The following is a 19,743-nucleotide window of genomic DNA, read 5'->3' on the forward strand; positions in this document are numbered from 1 at the left end:
GGAATCCGTATGGAACAGCGGGACAGTCGGACCGCACCGCCGACACTCGGCGTGGGGATGGTCGGCTACGCGTTCATGGGCGCCGCGCACTCACAAGGGTGGCGCACCGTAGGGCACGTGTTCGACCTGCCGCTGCGGCCGGTCCTGGCCGCGATCGCCGGCCGCGACGCGCACGGTGTGCGGGCAGCGGCCGACAAGCACGGCTGGGCCGCTGTGGAGACCGACTGGCGCGCCCTCATAGCCCGCGACGACGTGCAACTCGTCGACATCTGCACACCGGGCGACAGTCATGCGGAGATCGCGATCGCGGCGCTGGAGGCGGGCAAGCACGTGCTATGCGAGAAGCCGCTGGCCAATTCGGTCGCCGAGGCGGAGGCCATGGTCGCAGCCGCCGAAGCGGCCCGCTCGCGCGGGCAGTTGGCCATGGTGGGTTTCAACTACCGGCGCGTGCCGGCCCTCACCTTCGCGCGCGGCCTCATCGCGGACGGCAGGCTCGGCACGCTGCGCCACGTACGGGTCAGCTATTTGCAGGACTGGCTGGTCGACCCCGACTTCCCGCTGACGTGGCGGCTGCAGCGGGAGCACGCCGGATCGGGGGCGCTCGGCGACCTCGGCGCGCACATCGTCGACCTTGCCCAGTACCTGGCGGGTGAAGTCCTGGTCGGCGTCTCCGCCCAGATGGAGACGTTCGTCAAGGAACGCCCCCGTCTCGACGGTGCGTCCTCCGGCCTGACGGCATCCGGCGGCCCCCGGCGCGGGCCGGTGACGGTCGACGACGCGGCCGTCTTCACGGGCCGGCTCGCCTCGGGAGCGCTCGCCACGTTCGAGGCGACCCGGATGGCGTCAGGGCGCAAGAACGCCCTGCGTCTGGAGATCAACGGTGAGTTCGGTTCGCTCGCGTTCGACCTGGAGCGGCTCAACGAGCTGTCCTTCCACGACCATCGGGAGCCCGCCGCCACGGCGGGGTTCCGCAGGATCGTCGTCACCGAGGCCGAACACCCCTACCTGGAGGGTTGGTGGCCGCCCGGCCACGTGCTCGGCTACGAGCACACCTTCGTCCACCAGGCCCGCGACCTCGTCGAGGCCATCGCGTCCGGCACCGACCCGAGGCCGTCGTTCGCCGACGGTCTGCAGGTCCAGCGGGTGCTCGCCGCGGTGGAGGAGAGCGCGCAGAAGAACTCCGTCTACACCCCTGTCCAGGCCGTCGCGGCCGAAGTCCGGTAGAGATCCGGCAAGGAACCCCGCTCGGAGGCACCATGGCACGCCCGTTCACCCTGTTCACCGGTCAGTGGGCCGATCTGCCGTTGGAGGAGGTCTGCCGTCTCGCCCGCGACTTCGGCTACGACGGGCTCGAACTCGCCTGCTGGGGCGACCACTTCGAGGTCGACAAGGCGCTCGCGGACCCGTCGTACCTGGACTCCCGGCACGCGCTGCTCGACAAGTACGGCCTCAAGTGCTGGGCGGTCTCCAACCACCTGGTCGGCCAGGCCGTCTGCGACGCCATCATCGACGAACGCCACCAGGCCATCCTGCCGGGCGAGGTGTGGGGCGACGGCGAGGCGGAAGGGGTCCGGCAGCGGGCCGCGAACCGTATGAAGGACACCGCGCGCGCCGCACGTGCCTTCGGCGTCGACACCGTCATCGGCTTCACCGGCTCCGCCATCTGGCATCTGGTCGCCATGTTCCCGCCCGCCCCCGAGTCGATGATCGACCGCGGTTACGAGGACTTCGCCGAGCGCTGGAACCCGATCCTGGACGTCTTCGACGCGGAGGGCGTGCGGTTCGCCCACGAGGTCCACCCGAGCGAGATCGCCTACGACTACTGGACAACCCAGCGCGCGGTGGAGGCAGTCGGCGGGCGGGCTGCCTTCGGCCTCAACTTCGACCCCTCCCACTTCGTGTGGCAGGACCTCGACCCGGTCAACTTCCTCTACGACTTCCGCGACCGGATCTACCACGTCGACTGCAAGGAAGCCCGCAAGCGTCTCGACGGCCGCAACGGCCGCCTCGGCTCCCACCTGCCCTGGGGCGACCCGCGCCGCGGCTGGGACTTCGTCTCCGCCGGCCACGGCGACGTCCCCTGGGAGGACGTCTTCCGCATGCTGCGCTCCATCGACTACCAGGGCCCGATCTCGGTCGAGTGGGAGGACGCCGGCATGGACCGGCTCCAGGGCGCACCGGAGGCACTGACCCGACTCAAGGCGTACGACTTCGAGCCGCCGTCGGCCTCATTCGACGCTGCCTTCGGAAGTGGCGAGAACTAGCGCTTCGCAGCAGGAGGCGGAAGCCGGCACCGCCCACTCCCGGTGGGAGTGCTGACGAACTGTAGCGGGAGAGGCGCCGGGTCCATCCGGGCTGCCCGAAAACGGCTTTGTCCTGAATCTGGAAGAAGTTCGTTGTTTCGCTGCGCAAGGGGTTCCGGTCGAGGACGAACGGGGCTACGGTCCACTTCGTGCACAGGCACCACACAGCGGTTCGGGACTGACGGCGCATCAAGGCCGTATGGCGCACCCTTCGTTCGACCGACCAACCGAGGACGGCCCTGCACAGCGCAGGGCCAAGAACCCTCAGGCACCGCGCATTTCTCAGCGGCGGCCCCTTGCCGCCCCCTCGCACGCCGCAACCGCGCGCATCGCGGAGTAGCTCTCCGGGCCGCGGCCAAAGCCGTCCCAATGCCGACGGTGGGCGGGAGGCCCTGGAGCCCCTGCCCTCCGTCCTCCAACCACATCGGAACCTCGACATGGCAGGGAGGCAGCCCGTGAACCACGACGGGAACGCATCGGAGCCCCAGACCGGCGGGCGGACCGCACGCACCGGTGTCTGGTTCGTCGGAGCCCGCGGATCGGTCGCCACCACCGCCGTCGCCGGATGCGCGGCGGTCACCGCCCGACTGCGGCCGCCGACCGGCATGGTCACCGAGACCGCACCCTTCGACAACACAGGCCTGCCGCCCCTGTCCTCACTCGTCTTCGGCGGCCATGACACCGCCCACTGTCCGCTGCCCAAGCGGGCCGAACACCTCACCGACGGGGGCGTCCTGCCGCACGGGCTCGGCCCTGCCGTGCGCGCCGAACTTCAGGCCGCGGACGAGGAGATACGGCTCGGCGGCCCGCTCCCGGGCGATGCCCGAAGCGACGAGGAGCTCATCGTGGACTTCGCGGCCGACCTCACCTCGTTCCGCATGCGCAACGCACTGGCACGGGTGGTCGTCGTCAACCTCTCCTCCACCGAGCCGCTGCCCGCGCCCGACGCCGTACGACTGCCACCCAGCTCCCTCTACGCGGCCGCCGCCGTGCGAGCCGGCTGCCCCTACGTCAACTTCACGCCGTCCACCGGTTTGCGCACCCCGGCCCTCACGGATGCCGCCGCGGCCGCCGCACTGCCCCACGCGGGCCGTGACGGCAAGACCGGCCAGACCCTGTTGCGAGCCGTGCTCGCCCCGATGTTCGTCCAGCGCGCCCTCGAGGTGCGAGCCTGGTCCGGCACCAATCTGCTGGGCGGCGGTGACGGGGCGGCCCTGGCCGATCCGGGCGCGGCCGCGGCGAAGAACGCCGGCAAGGAACGCGTCCTGACCGAGACCCTCGGGCACACACCGCAGGGCGAGGTCCACATCGACGACGTACCGGTGCTCGGCGACTGGAAGACCGCCTGGGACCACATCGCCTTCGAGGGCTTCCTCGGCTCGCGCATGATCCTGCAGACCATCTGGCAGGGCTGCGACTCGGCCCTGGCCGCACCGCTCGTGCTGGATCTGGCCCGCCTGGTCGCCCGCGCTCACGAGGCGGGCCTGTCCGGCCCGCTCACGGAGCTGGGCTTCTACTTCAAGGACCCCGACGGGGGCCCGTCGGGTCTCTCGGAGCAGTTCACCGCGCTGCTGTCGTTCGCCGACGGCCTGCGGGAGTCGCGGTGATCCGCTCTCGCCTGGCCACCCTCGCCCCACCCGCGGCGGTACGCACCCACAAGTCCACCCGGCCCGGCGACGCCAGAACCCCGCGGGCCTTCGCGCGGGACGCGGGCGACGGGCACGCCGCCCGATCCGGTGCGAGCCTCACCCCGCCGGCCGTGCTGGGGCTCGCACCCATGGCCCGCGCGCTCGCACGGAAGGTGAGCCCCACATGAGCGGCCGCCGACGACTCCGCCGAGGTCACGGCACCCACGGCGTGACCGGCGTGCGTCTCGACGAGGCCCTCGGCCTGCTCGCGGACCTGGGCCAGGACGGCGTCGGGCTCACGCTCGACCACACGCACGTCGACCTGCTCGCCTCCGATCTGGCGGCCCGTTGTTTCTTCCGCTCGGCCCCTGCCCCAAGGTCCAGGCAGCCACCGCGCCGACCCGCAAGAAGCACCGCCTGCGTTGCCGTACGGCGGTCGTGCCCCTTGACCCGTCACCTGTTCGCGGCAGCCACTGCCGCCTCCCCACGAGCGACGACGACCGTGCGCTCGTCCTGGTCTCCACCCCCCGCGCAGTATCCGGCCGTGGAGCGGCCACCGAAGTGAAGTCCCTTCTGCTGCGGCTCGCCGGCCTCGCCGGAGGCGAAAGCCGTCGCGTACCCGCAGCACTGCGACGACGAAAGAGAGAACCACTGTGACCGCGTTCAACGACGAAGCCGTCACCGGCGACGCCCTGCGTCGCACACTCGGCGTCAGCCGCCGCCGCTTCCTCAGCACCTGCACGGCCGTCACCGGGGCGGCGATCGCAGCCCCGGTCTTCGGCGCCGCGCCCGCCCTGGCGCAGAACAGATCGGAAGCCGCCGGCGATGACCGTGGCCGTTCCGCCCTGGTGCCGCCGCACAAGCGCGGCATCATTCTCTACACCGTCCGGGACGCCATCGGCCGCGACCCGCTGGCCTCCGACCTTCCCTCCGGCTTCCGTGAGGTGTTCAAGCAGCTGTCGCGCTTCGGCTATCGCCAGGTGGAGTTCGCCGGGTACGGCCAGCACGCCAACGCGCTCGGTGGCGCCGATCTGGGCACGGTCCAGGGCGCGAAGCTGCTGCGCTCCTGGCTCGACGAGTACGGGCTGCGGGCGCAGGGCAGCCACGGCTACATCCCGCCGTCCTGGCCGCTGACGCCGGCCGACAGGGACACGTTCAAGCGCTGGCTGGAGATCGCCAACATCCTCGGCATGGAGCACATGGGGACCGGCGCCGACCCCACCAACACCCCCTACCGGGCCGACTGGGACGTCGCCGCGCAGAAGTGGAACACCCTGGGCGCCATCGCGTGCCGCGGGGGCATCAAGCTCTACACCCACAACCACGACAGCGCCTACGACTTCCTGCTCGACGGTGGCCCGCTCGATTCCCAGGGTCGGCCGACCCGCAGCTCCGGCATCCGGAAGCTGGAGTACTTCCTGAAGGTGACGGACCGCAAGAGCGTCTATCTGGAGCTGGACGTCTTCTGGGCGCACGTGGCCCAGTACAAGTTCCACACGTACACCGCCCACGACGGCTCACAGCGCGAGCGGGTCTTCGACCCGGCCGCACTCGTGGAGTGCAACAGCACCCGTTTCCCGCTCTTCCACGCCAAGGACGGTGTGGTCAACCTCCAGAGCGGCCTGGGCTACGACATGGTGCCGTTCGGCACGGGTGACATCGACTACCGGCGGTTCTTCACCCGGGTGGGGGCGAAGAACTACCGCAACCCGATGGTCGAGCAGGACAACGCACCCAGTACGACCGTTCCCGGCCAGTCCCTGGACTTCGCCCGCATCGGCTACGACAACCTCGCGGCCCTGCGCGCCCGCCACTGACGGAGCGTCATCCGCGGTGCCCGCCCGGCGTCCTGGCGTCGGGCGGGTCCCCGGGCATGCCCGAAAAGTCTGGAAGCAACAGGACAAACTTTCCTTGAGATTATTGAAACTTTGTCCTTGACGAGTTGAAAGTGGGCGCCCTAGCGTCCAACTCACGCATTCCGCCTGGCTTTTCACCCGCCGGCCAGACCAAAGGAGTTCTGAATGCGCAACAGACGGATCGTCACCCTCGTGGGGGCGGCTGCGTTGGCAGGAGCCGTCGGGCTGCTGCCCCTCTCCCCAGCGCAGGCCGCCAAACCGGACCCCGCACCGCCGGCTTCGTCGGACTTCCAGAAGGTCACCCTCAACGACCGCCCGGGCGAGCCCATGGCACTCGCCGTCCTTCCCGACCGGCGGGTGCTGCACACGGCGCGCACGGGAGAGGTCCGCATCCACGACCCCAAGAGCGGTGTGAACTTCCTTGCCGCCGACATGAAGAAGGGCCCCGCAGGGCTCTACCAGCACGACGAAGAAGGCGTACAGGGCATCGCCGTCGATCCCGGCTTCGCCAAGAACCACTGGGTCTACCTCTACTATTCGCCCCGCCTCGCCACCCCCATGGACGACCCGGCCACGCCGGGAGTCAACGAAGGGGACGCACCCCAGTCCGGCACGGCCGAGGACTTCGCCAAGTACAAGGGCGTCACCCGCCTGTCGCGGTTCAAACTCGCGGGCAACAAGCTCGACTTGGCCACCGAGCAGAAGGTCATCGACGTACCGGCCGACCGCGGCCTCTGCTGCCATGTCGGCGGCAAGATCGACTTCGACCGCAAGGGCAACCTGTTCCTGTCGACCGGCGACGACTCCAACCCGTTCTCCTCCGACGGCTACGCCCCGCTCGACGACCGCCCCGACCGCAACCCGGCCTACGACGCGCGACGCACCGCGGGCAACACCAACGACCTGCGCGGCAAGGTGCTGCGCATCCAGGTCAAGCCCGGCGGCGGATACCAGATACCGCGTGGCAACCTCTTCGCGCCGGGCACCGCGAAGACCCGTCCCGAGATCTACGCCATGGGTCTGCGCAACCCGTTCCGCTTCGGGGTCGACGACAAGACCGGCGAGGTCTACGTCGGCGACTACTCGCCCGACGCCCAGAAGGCCGACCCCAACCGCGGCCCCGCCGGCCAGGGGCGCTGGATGGTCATCGACCGCCCCGCGAACTACGGCTGGCCCTTCTGCGTGACCCAGGACATGCCGTACCAGGACTACGACTTCGCCACCCAGAAGTCGAGCGGCGCCTTCAACTGCGCCAAGCCCGTCAACGACTCGCGTCACAACACCGGCCGCAGCGAGCTGCCGCCGGTCACCGACGCGGAGATCGTGTACGGCTACGGAGCGTCCGAGGAGTTCCCGGAGCTCGGCACGGGCGGCATCGGCCCCATGGGCGGCCCGGTGTACCAGTACGACAAGCGCAACAAGGCCCAGAACCGCTGGCCCCAGTACTTCGACGGCAAGCCGCTCTTCTACGAGTGGACCCGTGATCAGATGAAGGCCATCACCCTCGGCAAGCAGAACCAGGTTCTCAAGATCGAGGACGCCGTCCCCACGATCACCACGGACGGCCCGATCGACTCCGAGTTCGGCCCCGACGGCGCGCTGTACGTCCTGGAGTACGGCACCGGGTACTTCGCGGAGCTGCCCGAGGCCCAGCTCTCCCGCATCGACTTCACCCGGGGCAACCGCACCCCGGAGCCCAAGGTCGCCGCGGACCTGGTCAACGGCACCAGCCCGCTCACCGTCCAGTTCTCCAGCGCCGGCACGAAGGACGCCGACGGCGACGCCATCCGCTACGCCTGGGACTTCGACGCCGACGGCACGGTCGACTCCAGAGAGGCGAACCCCAAGCACACGTTCACCAAGAACGGCGTCTACGACGCCACGCTGAAGGTCACCGACAGCACGGGGCGTTCGGCCTCCGCGTCCGTTCCCGTCGTCGTCGGCAACAAGGCGCCGGTCGTCTCGCTCACCACCGACCCGGCCCCGCACGGCGGCACCGCGTTCCACTGGGGTGACACGGTCACCTGGCAGGTCACCGTCACCGACGACCAGCCGGTGGACTGCGCGAAGGTCAGCGTCTCGTTCATCCTGGGCCACGACTCGCACGGACACCCGCTGTCGACGAGCAATGGCTGCTCCGGATCCTTCAAGACCTTCGTGGACGGCGGTCACTCCGGTTCGGACAACCTCAAGGCGGTCTTCAACGCCACCTACACCGACACGCCCCCGGACGGCCTCCCGTCCCTCTCGGGCAGCGCCGAGGTCGCCCTGACACCGGAGGACTGACCGGAGACGACGACACCGCGACGGGGCGCCACTTCGGGGCGCCCCGTTGTCGCGCGAAGACACCGCGACCGGTGCCGGCGGTGCACAGGGCGATCGTGATCCGGCCCGTCATGGCAGCCATGGTGGAAGTCGGCGACACTGCGGTGGAAGACGAGGTGCCGTACCTGCCAGGGCAGTCCGCCGTCTGCAATCCGGGTGCCGACCGCCGGTCGGGGTGAAGAAGGCGAGGATACCGGTGCCGCCGACGCACAGCCGTTCGGCGAGGGCCCTGTCTTCCAGACCTCCTGACGCCAAGTTCCAACGAGGCAGCCGAAACGGCGGACTCATCCGGCTGATGAGAAGCTGGAAGCCGTCCAGGAAGGGTTGTTGGGGCCACGCCCGGCATACATGGCCGCGTTCCGCCGTCGGCCGGCCGCGTGGAGTTCGGCGAGGGAGGGCATTCCGGCAAGGGCTTCGGCGACGCGGCCATGCCGGATGAGGAACTCGGGCACTTCCGATGACCGCAGTTCGGTGTCCGCCCGCAGCAGGATGAGAGCCTCCTCGAGGCGCCCCGTCTCTTCCAGGATCCGCGCCTTGTCGACCGTCAGGCCGTACGTCTCAGGCGGCACCGTCTCGGCGTAGGCGAGGGCCTCCTCGTGCCGGCCGGCCTCGCCCAGCAGCCAGATCCGGTTCGAGCTGAACCAGGATGGGTGTTCCTCGACGAATTCAGCACTGCGCTCGTCGAGGAGCGCCAGGGCGTCGTCCAGCCATCCGGCCTCGTGCAGCGGTGGATGACGCCGTCGAAGAGGCAGGCGTCGTGGTAGTCGAACGTCGGGCGGCCCACCTCGACGGCTTCCTCGATCCGGCCTTGGCGGGCCAGCAGTTCGATCAGGGGCCAGCGGAACCGGTCCGGATGCTCGGCGGCTGCGATGTAACGCCGCAGCACGGCCTCGGCCTCATCTGCCTGTCCGTCGTCTTCGAGAGCCCGCGCATAGTACGCAAGCGTCTCGTCCGCACGCTCGCCGGTGCCCAGCACGCGTAGTTCCTCCAGACGCCCGTGGCGCGACAGGAGCTCGGCGTAAGCGATCAGAGTGTTCTGAACCACGACGTGCCCGGCTGCGATGTCTGCCCCGAGAATCCGTACGGCCTCGTCGACGCGGCCTGCGCGCTCCAGGACCTGGGCTTGGAGGTCTTGCGCGTTGCTGGGGCTGAAGTTCCATCGCTCCTCGCCGCGTGCGCTTCGAGCCCGCTGAGCTCGGGGCGCGATCAGCTGAAGGACCTGCTCGTCACGGTCTTGGCGCTCGGTGAGCTCGACGAGGGCGGACAGGATCCACTCCCGGTCCAGATGCGGCGTGAGTACGATGATCGCCTCGTCCAGCCTCCCCGCCTTGGCCAGCAGCTTTGCGAAGTCGTAGCACACCCGCTCCGAGGCAAGGCCTTCCTGGTCCGGGCGGACGGAGTCCAGTGCCTGCTGCACCCTCCCCGCCTCCAACAGGACCTCGGCCCTCTCCCAGCACGCCCGATTCCACCCGGCCTCGATGAACGGCTCCAGCACGCCCAGGGCCCGCTCGACCTCGCCCGCCCGGGACAGCTCGCGAGCCGCCGCCCGGGCGCAGAACCATTCCCCTCGCTCCGACGCGGCCTGAACCAGTAGCTCCACCTCCCCCCGCTCCACCAGCATGGTGACCAGGCGAGGAGATATTCCGCCGAGTGTCCGTGACTGCCATTCAAGATCGTCGATGTTCACGGTCCCGAGCGTACGAGCGACCACTGACATTGAGCCGAGTGAGCTCCCGGGCCCGGATCAGCTCCCGGGCCTTGGGCAGTGCGGCCGGCTGCCCGGACCGGAACTCTTGTATCCAGCCGGTGAGTTCGGGACCCGTGTCCGCGAACCGGTTCTGTTCCAGGGCCACCGCGGTGGTGAGGAGCCGATGGTCTCGTTCCCACTCGGCGTCGGCCGCGGCCACGCGGTTCTGCGCCGCCCGGCCGTCCTTGTGCGCGGTGGTCCGGCAGCCCTGCCTGGCCTCCTGCGGGGCGGCGAAGGACAAGCGGTCCTCCAGGGCTCCGTCCGGCCGATCATGGCGACCTGGTCGGCACCGAGCTGCCCGTCGCCCTGCTGGAGCGGGCCGCCACCCGCGGACTCCTCGCCGCCAACGCACTGCCGCAGTCATGGGGAGTACGCGGCCACCCCCTGTGGACCGTGCCCGACCGCGGCCGCAACCGACTCCTGAGGGGCCTGGCCCGCCCCTCCCCGAGGATGATCCGGGCCCTGGGTGAGCCGAGCGCCGGGCGATCACATATCCGAGCAGGCGAAACCACGTCAGGAAGCCTGGTCCGAGGGCGCCGGTTGGACTCGTCCAGCTCGGGGCACTCGGGGCACGCCCGACAGACAACCCGGTCCAGGCAGTCCGTTGGAGGTATCCGTGGCCGTTCGCCACCGTCTGATCAAAGTCAGCCCGAGCGCTGTGTGGGCCGTCCTCGCCGACGGCCACCGGTACGCGGAGTGGGTGGTGGGAACCTCCCATTCCGAGCCGGTTCGCGGGCAGTGGCCGCACAAGGACGCGGCGATCCGCTTCCAGGTCCCGCTCGGCCCGCTCAAGCTGGTCAACGAGACGGTCGTACGCCGCTGCGAGGAAGGCGTGGGCCTGGAGCTGGAGGCCCACGCCGGACCGCTGGGCACCGCACGCATCGCGATCGAACTGCGGCCGTGGGGCGAGCACTGCCTCGTGATCGTCGACGAGCACCCCCTCCAGGGCGCGGGCGGCCGACTGCACAACGTCGGCTTCGAAGCGCTGATCCAGATGCGCCACCGCACCATGCTGGCCCGCCTCGCCCGGCTGTGCGAGAACGAGGTGCGAGAGGCCCGCGAGGCTCCGCGACAGGCGTCGGTGCAGGGTGCGGCGGGAGCCGGGCATGCCTGACGCCGTGGTGATCGGAGCGGGCCCCAACGGCCTGGTCGCCGCCAACCTGCTCGCGGACGCCGGGTGGAGCGTCGAGGTGCTGGAGGAGCAGCCGGAGCCGGGCGGTGCCGTCCGCCACGACCACGGCGTCGATCCCGCCTACGTCAGCGACGTCTTCAGTGCCTTCTACCCGCTCGCGGCCGCCTCTCCGGTCCTGGCCGCGCTGCGCCTGGACCGGTACGGGCTGCGCTGGAGCCACGCGCCCAGCGTGCTCGCCCACCCGCTCACCGACGGCAGCTGCGCCCTCCTGGACCGTGACATCGACACCACCGCCGCGTCCCTCGACGCCTTCGCACCGGGCGACGGGGCCGCCTGGCGGCGACTGCACCACGTATGGGAGTCTCTGCGCCCCGACATCCTGGACGCCCTGTTCACCCCCTTCCCGCCCGTGCGCGCGACGGCACGGCTGGCCCGGCGGCTGCGGGCCGCGGGCGGACTCCGCATGGCACGCACCCTGGTCCTGCCGGTACGCCGCATGGGCGAGGAGGAGTTCCGCGGCCAGGGCGGCCGGCTGCTGCTGGCCGGCAACGCCCTGCACGCCGATCTCGCCCCCGAGTCGGCGGGCAGCGGCGGCTTCGGCTGGCTGATGGGCATGCTGGGACAGACGTACGGCTTCCCCGTCCCGGTCGGCGGCTCCGGCGCCCTGACCGATGCCCTGGCCCGACGCCTGGAGGCTCAGGGCGGGCGGATCCGCTGTGGGCAGCGCGTCGAGCGGATCGTCGTCCGCGGCGGGCGGGCCGTCGGCGTACGGACGGCGGTCGGCGACGCGGTGGTGGCACGCCGGGCGGTGCTGGCGGACGTGTCCGTGCCCGCCCTGTACGGCGATCTCCTCGACCCCGCGCACCTGCCCGCGCAGCTTCAGGAGGACCTGCGCCGGTTCCAGTGGGACTTCGCCACCTTCAAGGTGGACTGGGCGCTGGACGGCCCGGTGCCCTGGCAGGCCGAGCAGGCGTCCCGGGCGGGCACCGTGCATCTCGCCGACGGCCTGGACGAGCTCACTCGTTTCGCCGCGCAGATCGCCATGCGGGAGGTACCGGACCGGCCCTTCCTGCTGTTCGGCCAGATGACCACCGCCGACGCCACCCGCTCCCCGCAGGGCACCGAATCGGCCTGGGCCTACACCCACCTCCCTCACGAGATCGGCGCCGACGCCGGCGACGAGGGCATCACCGGCCGCTGGGACACCAGGGACCAGGAACTCATGGCCGACCGGGTCGAACGCCAGGTGGAACGCTTCGCGCCCGGCTTCCGCTCCCTGGTCCGCGCCCGCCGCATCCTGGCGCCCCCCACCCTCGAGTCCCTCGACGGCAATCTGCACGGCGGCGCCATCAACGGAGGCACGACCGCGCTCCACCAGCAGCTCGTCTTCCGCCCGGCCCCCGGCACCGGGCGACCCGAGACCGCCGTCCCCGGCCTCTTCCTGGCCTCCTCCGGGGCCCACCCGGGCGGCGGCGTCCACGGCGCACCAGGCGCCAACGCCGCCCGGGCCGCACTGCACCGCCACCGGCCACCCGGTCTGGCCCGCGCCCAACGGCTGCTGACCCGCCGCGACCGCACCGGAACCAGCCGCTGACGCCAAGGAGCACCCGTGCACCACTTCCAGGAAACCCCCGACAGCCCCGAAAGCCCGGAAGGCCCCGACCGCAACCACCGGCGGCCGCCCGGGGTCGACGACAAGACCGTCGAGGCCCTCGGCGCGCTGTCCAAGGCCCTGGAGACGACCGAGCGGGCCAGAGGCAGCCTGTACGCGTTCCACCAGCTGACCGGAGGCGCCGACCTGGAGCTGGACCGTGCCGTCCGGCTGCTGCGCGAAGCCGGTCACCCCGAATGGGCCGAGAAGGTCCGCGCGGAGATCCTGGGGCGCAACGTCATCCCCGGGCACTGGACGTTCCAGATCGTCGAGGCCTACAACGCCACCTACTACCGCCCTTTCCAGGAGCTGGAGTCGACCGCGGTGGCGGAGCTCGCACAGGGCCGCGACCACCTGTACGAGGCGGAGATGAAGGAAGAGCGCCGCACCCCCGGCCACCCCGACCACGCCGCGTGCCCACCGGGCCCGGAGACCTGAGGCGCATCCGAACACCCCGTCGGCACGGAAGTATCCGACAGGACTCACAGTCCGACGGAAAGGAAGGTCAGCCCGTGCGCAGCAGCCCGCTCGCCGGCCGGACGGTCGCCGTCACCGGAGCCGCCCGCGGTCTGGGCGCGGCCATGGCCCGCGAGATCTCCCGCCGCGGCGCCCGGGTCGCGCTGCTCGGCCACGAGAAGGCCGCCCTGGACACGGTGGCCGCGTCCCTGCCGGGCCCGGCGCTGGCCATCGAGGTCGACGTCACCGACCCGGCCGCGCTCGACGCGGCGGCCGCCACCGTGCGAGCCCATCTCGGCCCGCCCTCGGCCGTCGTGGCGAACGCGGGCATCGCGGAAGGAGGCCCGTTCCTCGCCTCGGATCCCGCTGCCTGGAGTCGCGTCATCGACGTCAACCTCACCGGCAGCGCCCACACGGCCCGGGCGTTCCTGCCGGACCTCCTCGACACGGCGGGCTACTTCCTCCAGATCGCCTCGCTGGCATCGCTGGGCGCCGCTCCGCTGATGAGCGCCTACTGCGCATCCAAGGCGGGGGTCGAAGCCTTCGCGCACGCCCTGCGGGCGGAGGTGGCGCACCGGGGTGTCGCCGTGGGCATCGGCTATCTCAACTGGACCGACACCGACATGATCCGCGACGCCGACCGGTATGCGGTGCTGCGCGAATTGCGCACCCGCATGCCCCCACCGGCCCGCCGCGTACACCCGGTGGAAACGGTCGCCGCACGCCTGGTGAAGGGTCTGGAGCGGCGCCGTACGACCGTGTACGCGCCGGCCTGGCTGCGGCTGGCCCAACCGGTGCGCGCGGCCCTGCCGCCCGTGGTGCTGCGGGTGTCACGCCGTGCGCTGCCCCGTCTGGAGGCCGAGGAGCCCGTCCAATACACCGGTCCCCTCGGCGCAGGAGGCCTCGCCGACCGCGCGGCCCGCGCGCCGCGCAAGAAGTGAGCAGGTGAGCCATGCAGACCTTCCTGCCCCACCCCGACTTCCGGGAGACGGCTCTGCTGCTGGACCGGCGACGGCTGGGCAAACAGCGGGTCGAGGCCCTGCAGGTGCTGCGGGGCCTGACCGTCCCCGGATACGGCTGGCGCAGACACCCGGCCGTACGGATGTGGACGGGGTACGAGGAGGCACTCGTACGTACGGCCTGGAGATCTGCCGGGTCTGGCGCGCACAGGGACACCAGGACAGCTGTGCCGCCTCGCTCGTCGCCGGCCTGGCCGCGCACCGCCCCGGCACCGCGGTGCGCGAGCAGTCGCAACTGGCCACCGCCGGCGAACTGCCGCCCTGGCTCGGCGACGAGGCCTTCCACGAAAGCCACCGCTCGGCACTCGTCCGTAAGGAACCGGAGGTGTACGCCGCTCTGTTCCCCGACACACCAGCTGACCTGCCCTATGTGTGGCCGACGTCGGACCGTGAGCCTCAGCAGGCGCCCGTCGGCCGGTGACCCGATGCACGGGCAGGCGGACACTGGAAAGCAGCAGAAGAGGGGAGGCCGATCATGCTGACGGCAGTCCGTGAACAGCTGGGCCAGGCCCTGTTCCGCCGCGTCGCGGGCCCCGACGGACCGGCGAACCGCGCCCGCATCCATGACAGCCCGGGCCCGCGCTGGTTCGCACCCGACCGCCCGATCCGTACGGTCCACGGTGATGCCTCCATGTTCATCGGCGGGCTCGGCGCACTTCTCCTGCAGTCCCTGCACCCGCTCGCCATGGCGGCGGTGGCCGGGCACTCCGGTTACCGCGGCGACCCGTGGGGCCGCCTCCAGCGCACCAGCACCTTCCTGGCCGTGACGACCTACGGCACCGCGGAGGACGCCCAGCGGGCCGTCGACCACGTCCGCGGCATCCACGACCGCATCCGCGGGACGACCACCGATGGAATGCCGTACCACGCGGCCGACCCGCACCTGCTCGCCTGGGTTCACGCCGCCGAGACGGACAGCTTCCTGCGCGCCCACGAACGGTACGGAGCCCGCCCGCTGGACCCGGCCGGATACGACGCCTACGTCGCCGACACCGCACGCGTCGCCGAGGCGCTGGGCGTCATCGCGCCACCCCGCGACCGCCGCGAACTGTCGGAGCGCCTGGCCGCCTACCGCCCCGAACTGCACGCCACCCCGGAAGCCCGAGCCGCCGCCCGTTTCCTCCTCCTCCGGCCCCCACTGCCCCTCGCGGTGCGCCCGTTCTACGGCGGCCTCGCCGCCAACGCCGTGGCTCTCCTGCCTTCCTGGGCCCGCGACATGCTGTGGCTTCCGCGCCTGCCACTGGTGGACGACCTCGCCGTGCGGCCCACCGGCCAGGCCCTGACCCGCACCATCCGCTGGGCCATGACCCCACCACGGGCCCACGGCTAGAGCGCCGACAAGGGCAAGGATGTCCCTGGGCGCCTACAAGTTCACGGTCACCCCGAGTGTGAGCCCGTCGAACTGGCCCCGCCGAGGCCGACGCGTTCTTCGACGAGGACCAGGACATCGACGTCCGACCGGAGGCCGCCAGCGTGTTCGACGATCAACACCCCGCAGAACGTCATCGCTCTCCCGGCGTGCACGGGCTGCCCGGGGATCGTCCGACCATCCCGACGGGCACAGCATCCCCCAATGGATGCACTACTCCAACTCCTACTCGCCGCCTAGAAGATGTTCGACAAGGCCACTCTGTCGTACGTCAAGCTCCCCGACGGGAAGATCGTCAACGGCAGCGAGAGCGTGTCCTAGACGACCGTGCCGGATCTGAGCTACGTCGCGAAGGACCTGAAGGTCCACAACGGCAGGTCGTCGACGACCACGACCAACAGCGATGGCATCCTTCCGGGCCGTGCCTACAAGTCGATCGGAGTGAAGCCGGTCGTCAACGCGGTGAGAACGAAGTCGGCGTGCAGGCACGGGTGGCGCCGACGGATATGACGAAGACCGCAGCGATCCTGGCGAGGGTGTCGTGGCAGCGCAGGTACACGAGCGCGCGTCGGTGCGGCGGGAGCTTGCACCACCGTGACCCACTCGACCAGGGCGTGGGGAGTTCGAGTACGGCAGGATATGGAAATAACAGGGGTCCCTCGCTGGTGAGTTGAGGCGTCGAGCACCTCCCACAACGGCACCGGAGCCCTACTCGTTGCGGCACGCACCCCCCTGCCCGGTCGCCACCCGACCGGTGGCCACACTGAAAACGCTCACTGATGGGTGACGACGGTACGATCCGCGGCGGCGCGCCCGGCTGCCGCGGCCGCCGGAGAGGAATGAGGCCGTGAAGAGATACATACTCTTCGATCATGATGGTGTCCTGGTCGACACCGAGTTCTGGTATTTCAGGTCCGCGGAACGCGCCCTGCTGGAGGCCGGTTTCACGCTGGACAAGGATCAGTACCTCCGGGACATGGCCCGGGGGTCGGGCTCCTGGGCCCAAGCCAAGACGGCGGGCATGGACGACCGGACCCTCAGCCGGGTTCGTGAGGCCCGCGATGGTTACTACCAGGAGTACCTGCGGACCGAGGCCATCGAGATCGACGGCGTCGTCGACACTCTCGCCGAGCTGTCGAAGTACGTCCGCATGGCCATCGTGACGACCGCGAAACGGGCCGACTTCGACATCATCCATGAAAGGCGCCAGATCAGGCAGTTCATGGATTTCGTGCTTGTTCGCGAGGACTACGAACTCGCCAAGCCGCACCCGGAGCCGTACCTGGCCGGGCTGAAACGCTTCGGCGCCGCCAGGGAAGAGACCCTGGTCGTGGAGGATTCGGCCAGAGGACTGACCTCGGCTGTGGCGGCCGGTATCGACTGCGCCGTTGTCCATAACGAGTTCACGAAGGCGAACGACTTTTCCCAGGCAAGCCACCGGATCGACAGCCTGAGCGAATTGAAGGACATCCTCCTCGAGGTCAGCTGACGCGCCCGGGCGCCGCTCGCGCCCACAAGATCATCCGAATCTGCGAACACCAGGGTGCCCCCGACCGCGCCTGCACCGGCGCCGGCACGCACGTCACCACCGGCCTCAATCGACCACCCGACAGAGAACTCACCCCCACCCAGCGCACTACCTGGGGCTGAGGAGTCGCGTTTGGAAGCGCGACCGTCCTCAACGTTGTCCCATAGTTCGGCGCCAGGGCCTGGCCAGCCGATGATCGCCGTTTGTCGAAGCCCTGACCGCGCTCCGGCTTCGTCGCCCTGCACCGCTGGTGAAGAGCGTGGAGTGGCACTGCCCGCCGGATCTCCCCGGCCTCGACCACACCACCGGGTGGGCGTACCGCGGTCCCGGCCATGGAGGAGGACACCCTGACCACGAGGCCGACCACGGCAGGGTCAGCGTGCTGGTGAACCCTGACGTCGGTGGTGGCGGGCAGGCGGGGACGCCGACGTCCACGAGCTGCCGAAGAAGAAGACCGCGAAGCAGCCGGCCAAACGACGGCAGCCAAGAGGACCACGAAGAAGACGGCAGCACGCCGATCACGCAGCGACTGATTGTTCTGCCGCGCGCAGGGGCGCTGGTGCTGGCCTCCCGCCCGGCAGCTTAGGACGAGTCGTCTGGCCCCGATTAGCGATCTCCGGAACGAGCCGGTTGGCCCCGTGCCGGCCGGTGAGGCTCGTGTGCGCTGGCCTCGGGTTGATCAGCTGTCAGGCCAGATCGCCGACTGCTGGTGAGGGTTCAAGCAGGGACAGAACGTCGGTCAGTGAGGACAGGAATGGCCCGGCCCAGTTGTCCTCACGCGTGTGGGCGTCGTTGTCGGACCAGTCTGCGGCTCGGAGCATGTACGCCTGCATGCCGCAGTTGGATGCGCCGGTGAGTTCGTCCCCGCCGCCGTCGCCGATGTAGAGGCAGTTCTGCGGGTCGGTGTCGAGGCGGCGGGCGATCAGGCGGAAGAGCTCCGGATCGGGCTTGCGCCGTCCCTCTTCGCAGGAGAGCACTCGTGCGTCGACCAGCGTGGCCAACGGCAGCTGCGACCAGGTTTCAGCCAGTTCCGCGGTGCAGTCGCTGAGTATCCCCACGGGAAGTCCCCGGACGCGCAACTCGGTCAGGGTCGCGACTGCGTCGTCCCGCAGGACGAACAGTTCTCGCTGTGCCGCCATCCGTGCGGCGCAGGCGGCGGTAAGGGCCTCCTCGCTCGGATCGGCACCGGTGCGGTGGGCCAGGGTTCGAAACGTCGCAGCCAGATCGCCCAGGATGCCGGTCGCCCGCTCGGGAAATGAGGCGTCCAGGGCCGCACGCCAGGTGCGGGCCGGTATGCCGAGTGGGGCCGCGCTCCGGGCAGCGTGGTCGTCCCACACGTTCGTCGGCGTACTGGGGGTGAGGGTCCCGAAGAAGTCGAAGATGACAGCGGTGGTGGCCATGATCAGGAGCCTAGCGTCGCGATGCCGGCGACCGCGAGGTCCAGCTGTAGGGGTGGTCAGGAGCCTGTGGTGGCCTGCTGGCGGGCTTTTCCGTACGCGAGTCCCGGCGCACCGCGAAGAACTCGACTTGCTGAGGCGGCGACTGGCAAACACGACATCGAACTGCTTGCCGGGATTCCAGACACGTTCGCCGACGACTGTGACGAACGGGCCGTCAAGCTGTTCCGCCTCGACACCTACACGCAGCCAGTACAGCCTCCGCCTCACACGACTCAGCACGGAACTGCATCACGCTGATACCCCCGCCGAACGCTCGCCAGCGCCGCCCCCACCTATGCGGACGTCTTCCGCCGGGCAGCCGAGACAGCTCTGCAGGAGCGAGTACTTTGTGCCAGCCTGCCTGCTGAACTGCCCGCTGGGTGTGTGGCATCGGCCAGGGACGGAGAGTCGGTGTTTCTCATTGAGTCTTCGCCATCTTCGAACATGCAGGTCGGAGGCTCTGGCGTGGCGCTCGCTAGGGATACTCATGCTGATCTCGGGCGGGAGTCTGCACTCTTGATCATCCGTCATGTCATTGAACCCACCCAGCCAGCCGAGTTGTCAATGTCGAACAGCCGTTCGCGGCGGCGCGGCCCGAGAGGCACATCAGCCCCCAGCGTCATCTCCCGGTGCGGCACGCATTTCGCGGCCCGCGGCCGGCGACGGTGTCCTCGAGGGTCGCAGCCAGGTCTCCGTTGTTTGTAGTGTGCGGAAATGACAAGAAGTGAGCGGCTCGCGGAGCAGCTGGACTGGTACTGGCACAAGAACCTGCGGCCGCGGCTGGACGGTCTTGCCGATGAGGAGTACTTCTGGGAGCCGGTGCGCGGCTGCTGGAGCATCCGCCCACGTGGTACGTCGGCCGCACCGATGTCGGCAGGTGCGGGGGAGTGGACGATGGACTCCGCGTCCCCCGACCCGGTGCCCGCGCCGGTGACCACGATTGCCTGGCGCCTGGCGCACATCATCGTCTCGTGCCTGGGCTATCGGGTCGGATGGTACTTCGGCGGCCAGGACGTCGACTCCGAGACATTCGCCTACGCGGGGACTGCTGACGAGGCGCTAAAGCAGCTCGATGAGATGTATGGGAGATGGAACGCGGGGGTCCGCGAACTCTCGGACGCTGACCTGGAGAATCCGCCCACGGTGGGTCCCGAGCGGTTTCCCATGGAGAACAGAGTCCTGCACGTCAACAGGGAGCTGATCCATCACGGCGCCGAGATTTCCCTGCTGCGCGACCTCTACCGCTGGCAGGACGGAGCCGTACCGCGCCGAATCTGATTTTCCGGCAAC

At 70.1% G+C, this 19,743-nt stretch carries 18 protein-coding genes and 5 pseudogenes; 18 read left to right on the forward strand and 5 right to left on the reverse strand.

Going from position 1 to position 19,743, the window contains the following annotated elements; translation table 11 throughout:
* Positions 1–9 precede the first annotated feature (9 nt).
* The 8 genes and pseudogenes from RNB18_RS44860 (at position 10) to RNB18_RS44895 (ending at position 8,073) form a co-directional block, all read left to right on the forward strand.
* Positions 10–1,224: a Gfo/Idh/MocA family protein gene (locus RNB18_RS44860; protein ID WP_311719912.1), complete on the forward strand. Its 1,215-nt coding sequence runs from the start codon at positions 10–12 to the stop codon at positions 1,222–1,224.
* Between the two features lie 32 nt (positions 1,225–1,256).
* Positions 1,257–2,264, forward strand: coding sequence for a sugar phosphate isomerase/epimerase family protein (locus tag RNB18_RS44865; RefSeq protein ID WP_311719913.1), 1,008 nt, complete (start codon positions 1,257–1,259; stop codon positions 2,262–2,264).
* Positions 2,265–2,758: 494 nt separating this feature from the next.
* The gene (locus RNB18_RS44870) at positions 2,759–3,910 is read left to right on the forward strand and encodes an inositol-3-phosphate synthase (RefSeq protein ID WP_311719914.1); all 1,152 of its coding nucleotides are present in this window, start codon (positions 2,759–2,761) and stop codon (positions 3,908–3,910) included.
* Positions 3,907–4,119 carry a hypothetical protein gene (locus tag RNB18_RS44875; protein ID WP_311719915.1) on the forward strand — a complete coding sequence of 71 codons (213 nt, stop codon included), beginning with the start codon at positions 3,907–3,909 and terminating at the stop codon, positions 4,117–4,119. Before RNB18_RS44870 ends, RNB18_RS44875 begins: the two co-directional genes overlap by 4 nt.
* Positions 4,116–4,280, forward strand: a pseudogene (locus RNB18_RS44880) (sugar phosphate isomerase/epimerase); the annotation flags it as partial. The gene RNB18_RS44875 and the pseudogene RNB18_RS44880, both read left to right, overlap by 4 nt.
* 8 nt (positions 4,281–4,288) lie before the next feature.
* A pseudogene (locus tag RNB18_RS44885) lies at positions 4,289–4,588 on the forward strand (hypothetical protein); the annotation flags it as partial.
* Positions 4,585–5,748 (forward strand): sugar phosphate isomerase/epimerase family protein, encoded by a 1,164-nt coding sequence (locus RNB18_RS44890; protein WP_311719916.1) that lies wholly within the window; start codon positions 4,585–4,587, stop codon positions 5,746–5,748. The pseudogene RNB18_RS44885 and the gene RNB18_RS44890, both read left to right, overlap by 4 nt.
* Positions 5,749–5,952: 204 nt before the next feature.
* Positions 5,953–8,073: a PQQ-dependent sugar dehydrogenase gene (locus RNB18_RS44895; RefSeq protein ID WP_311719917.1), complete on the forward strand. Its 2,121-nt coding sequence runs from the start codon at positions 5,953–5,955 to the stop codon at positions 8,071–8,073.
* A 323-nt stretch (positions 8,074–8,396) separates the two neighbouring features.
* On the opposite strand, the gene RNB18_RS44900 is transcribed toward RNB18_RS44895, so the two are convergent.
* Genes RNB18_RS44900 through RNB18_RS44910 form a run of 3 tightly spaced genes read right to left on the reverse strand, consistent with a single transcriptional unit; the run spans position 8,397 to position 10,100 of the window.
* The gene (locus RNB18_RS44900) at positions 8,397–8,681 is read right to left on the reverse strand and encodes a hypothetical protein (RefSeq protein ID WP_311719918.1); all 285 of its coding nucleotides are present in this window, start codon (positions 8,679–8,681) and stop codon (positions 8,397–8,399) included.
* Positions 8,657–9,799: a tetratricopeptide repeat protein gene (locus tag RNB18_RS44905; protein ID WP_311719920.1), complete on the reverse strand. Its 1,143-nt coding sequence runs from the start codon at positions 9,797–9,799 to the stop codon at positions 8,657–8,659. Before RNB18_RS44905 ends, RNB18_RS44900 begins: the two co-directional genes overlap by 25 nt.
* Positions 9,780–10,100, reverse strand: a complete 321-nt coding sequence (locus RNB18_RS44910; RefSeq protein ID WP_311719921.1) for a hypothetical protein — start codon at positions 10,098–10,100, stop codon at positions 9,780–9,782. The genes RNB18_RS44905 and RNB18_RS44910 overlap by 20 nt, the downstream gene beginning before the upstream one ends.
* A 29-nt stretch (positions 10,101–10,129) precedes the next feature.
* Here RNB18_RS44910 and RNB18_RS44915 point away from each other — a divergent pair.
* The 8 genes and pseudogenes from RNB18_RS44915 to RNB18_RS44950 form a co-directional block, all read left to right on the forward strand.
* A pseudogene (locus RNB18_RS44915) lies at positions 10,130–10,297 on the forward strand (isorenieratene synthase); the annotation flags it as partial.
* Positions 10,298–10,475: 178 nt separating this feature from the next.
* A complete protein-coding gene (locus RNB18_RS44920; protein ID WP_311719922.1) occupies positions 10,476–10,973 on the forward strand; it encodes an SRPBCC family protein in 498 nt (165 codons plus the stop codon).
* A complete protein-coding gene (locus RNB18_RS44925; RefSeq protein WP_311719923.1) occupies positions 10,966–12,585 on the forward strand; it encodes a phytoene desaturase family protein in 1,620 nt (539 codons plus the stop codon). The genes RNB18_RS44920 and RNB18_RS44925 overlap by 8 nt, the downstream gene beginning before the upstream one ends.
* Positions 12,586–12,600: 15 nt before the next feature.
* Entirely contained in the window at positions 12,601–13,080 is a 480-nt protein-coding gene (locus RNB18_RS44930; protein ID WP_311719924.1) for a hypothetical protein, read from the forward strand.
* Positions 13,081–13,154: 74 nt separating this feature from the next.
* A complete protein-coding gene (locus RNB18_RS44935; RefSeq protein ID WP_311719925.1) occupies positions 13,155–14,039 on the forward strand; it encodes an SDR family oxidoreductase in 885 nt (294 codons plus the stop codon).
* A gap of 11 nt (positions 14,040–14,050) precedes the next feature.
* Positions 14,051–14,538: pseudogene (locus RNB18_RS44940) on the forward strand (MSMEG_6728 family protein).
* 54 nt (positions 14,539–14,592) lie between these two features.
* Positions 14,593–15,447, forward strand: coding sequence for an oxygenase MpaB family protein (locus RNB18_RS44945; protein WP_311719926.1), 855 nt, complete (start codon positions 14,593–14,595; stop codon positions 15,445–15,447).
* Between the two features lie 366 nt (positions 15,448–15,813).
* Complete coding sequence (locus tag RNB18_RS44950) at positions 15,814–15,996, forward strand: hypothetical protein (RefSeq protein WP_311719972.1); 183 nt, start codon at positions 15,814–15,816, stop codon at positions 15,994–15,996.
* Here the strand turns inward: RNB18_RS44950 and RNB18_RS53945 are convergent.
* Positions 15,971–16,138 (reverse strand): annotated as a pseudogene (locus RNB18_RS53945) (IS5/IS1182 family transposase); the annotation flags it as partial. The gene RNB18_RS44950 and the pseudogene RNB18_RS53945 sit on opposite strands and share 26 nt — an antisense overlap.
* Positions 16,139–16,333: 195 nt before the next feature.
* Here RNB18_RS53945 and RNB18_RS44960 point away from each other — a divergent pair.
* A complete protein-coding gene (locus RNB18_RS44960) occupies positions 16,334–16,975 on the forward strand; it encodes an HAD family hydrolase (RefSeq protein ID WP_311719927.1) in 642 nt (213 codons plus the stop codon).
* Between the two features lie 725 nt (positions 16,976–17,700).
* Here the strand turns inward: RNB18_RS44960 and RNB18_RS44970 are convergent.
* On the reverse strand, positions 17,701–18,414 hold the full coding sequence (locus tag RNB18_RS44970; protein ID WP_311719928.1) for an HAD family hydrolase: 714 nt from the start codon (positions 18,412–18,414) through the stop codon (positions 17,701–17,703).
* A 753-nt stretch (positions 18,415–19,167) separates the two neighbouring features.
* Here RNB18_RS44970 and RNB18_RS44975 point away from each other — a divergent pair.
* Positions 19,168–19,731: a DinB family protein gene (locus RNB18_RS44975; protein WP_311719929.1), complete on the forward strand. Its 564-nt coding sequence runs from the start codon at positions 19,168–19,170 to the stop codon at positions 19,729–19,731.
* Positions 19,732–19,743 lie beyond the last annotated feature (12 nt).

The organism is Streptomyces doebereineriae, from assembly GCF_031845645.1.
Lineage (GTDB): Bacteria > Actinomycetota > Actinomycetes > Streptomycetales > Streptomycetaceae > Streptomyces > Streptomyces canus.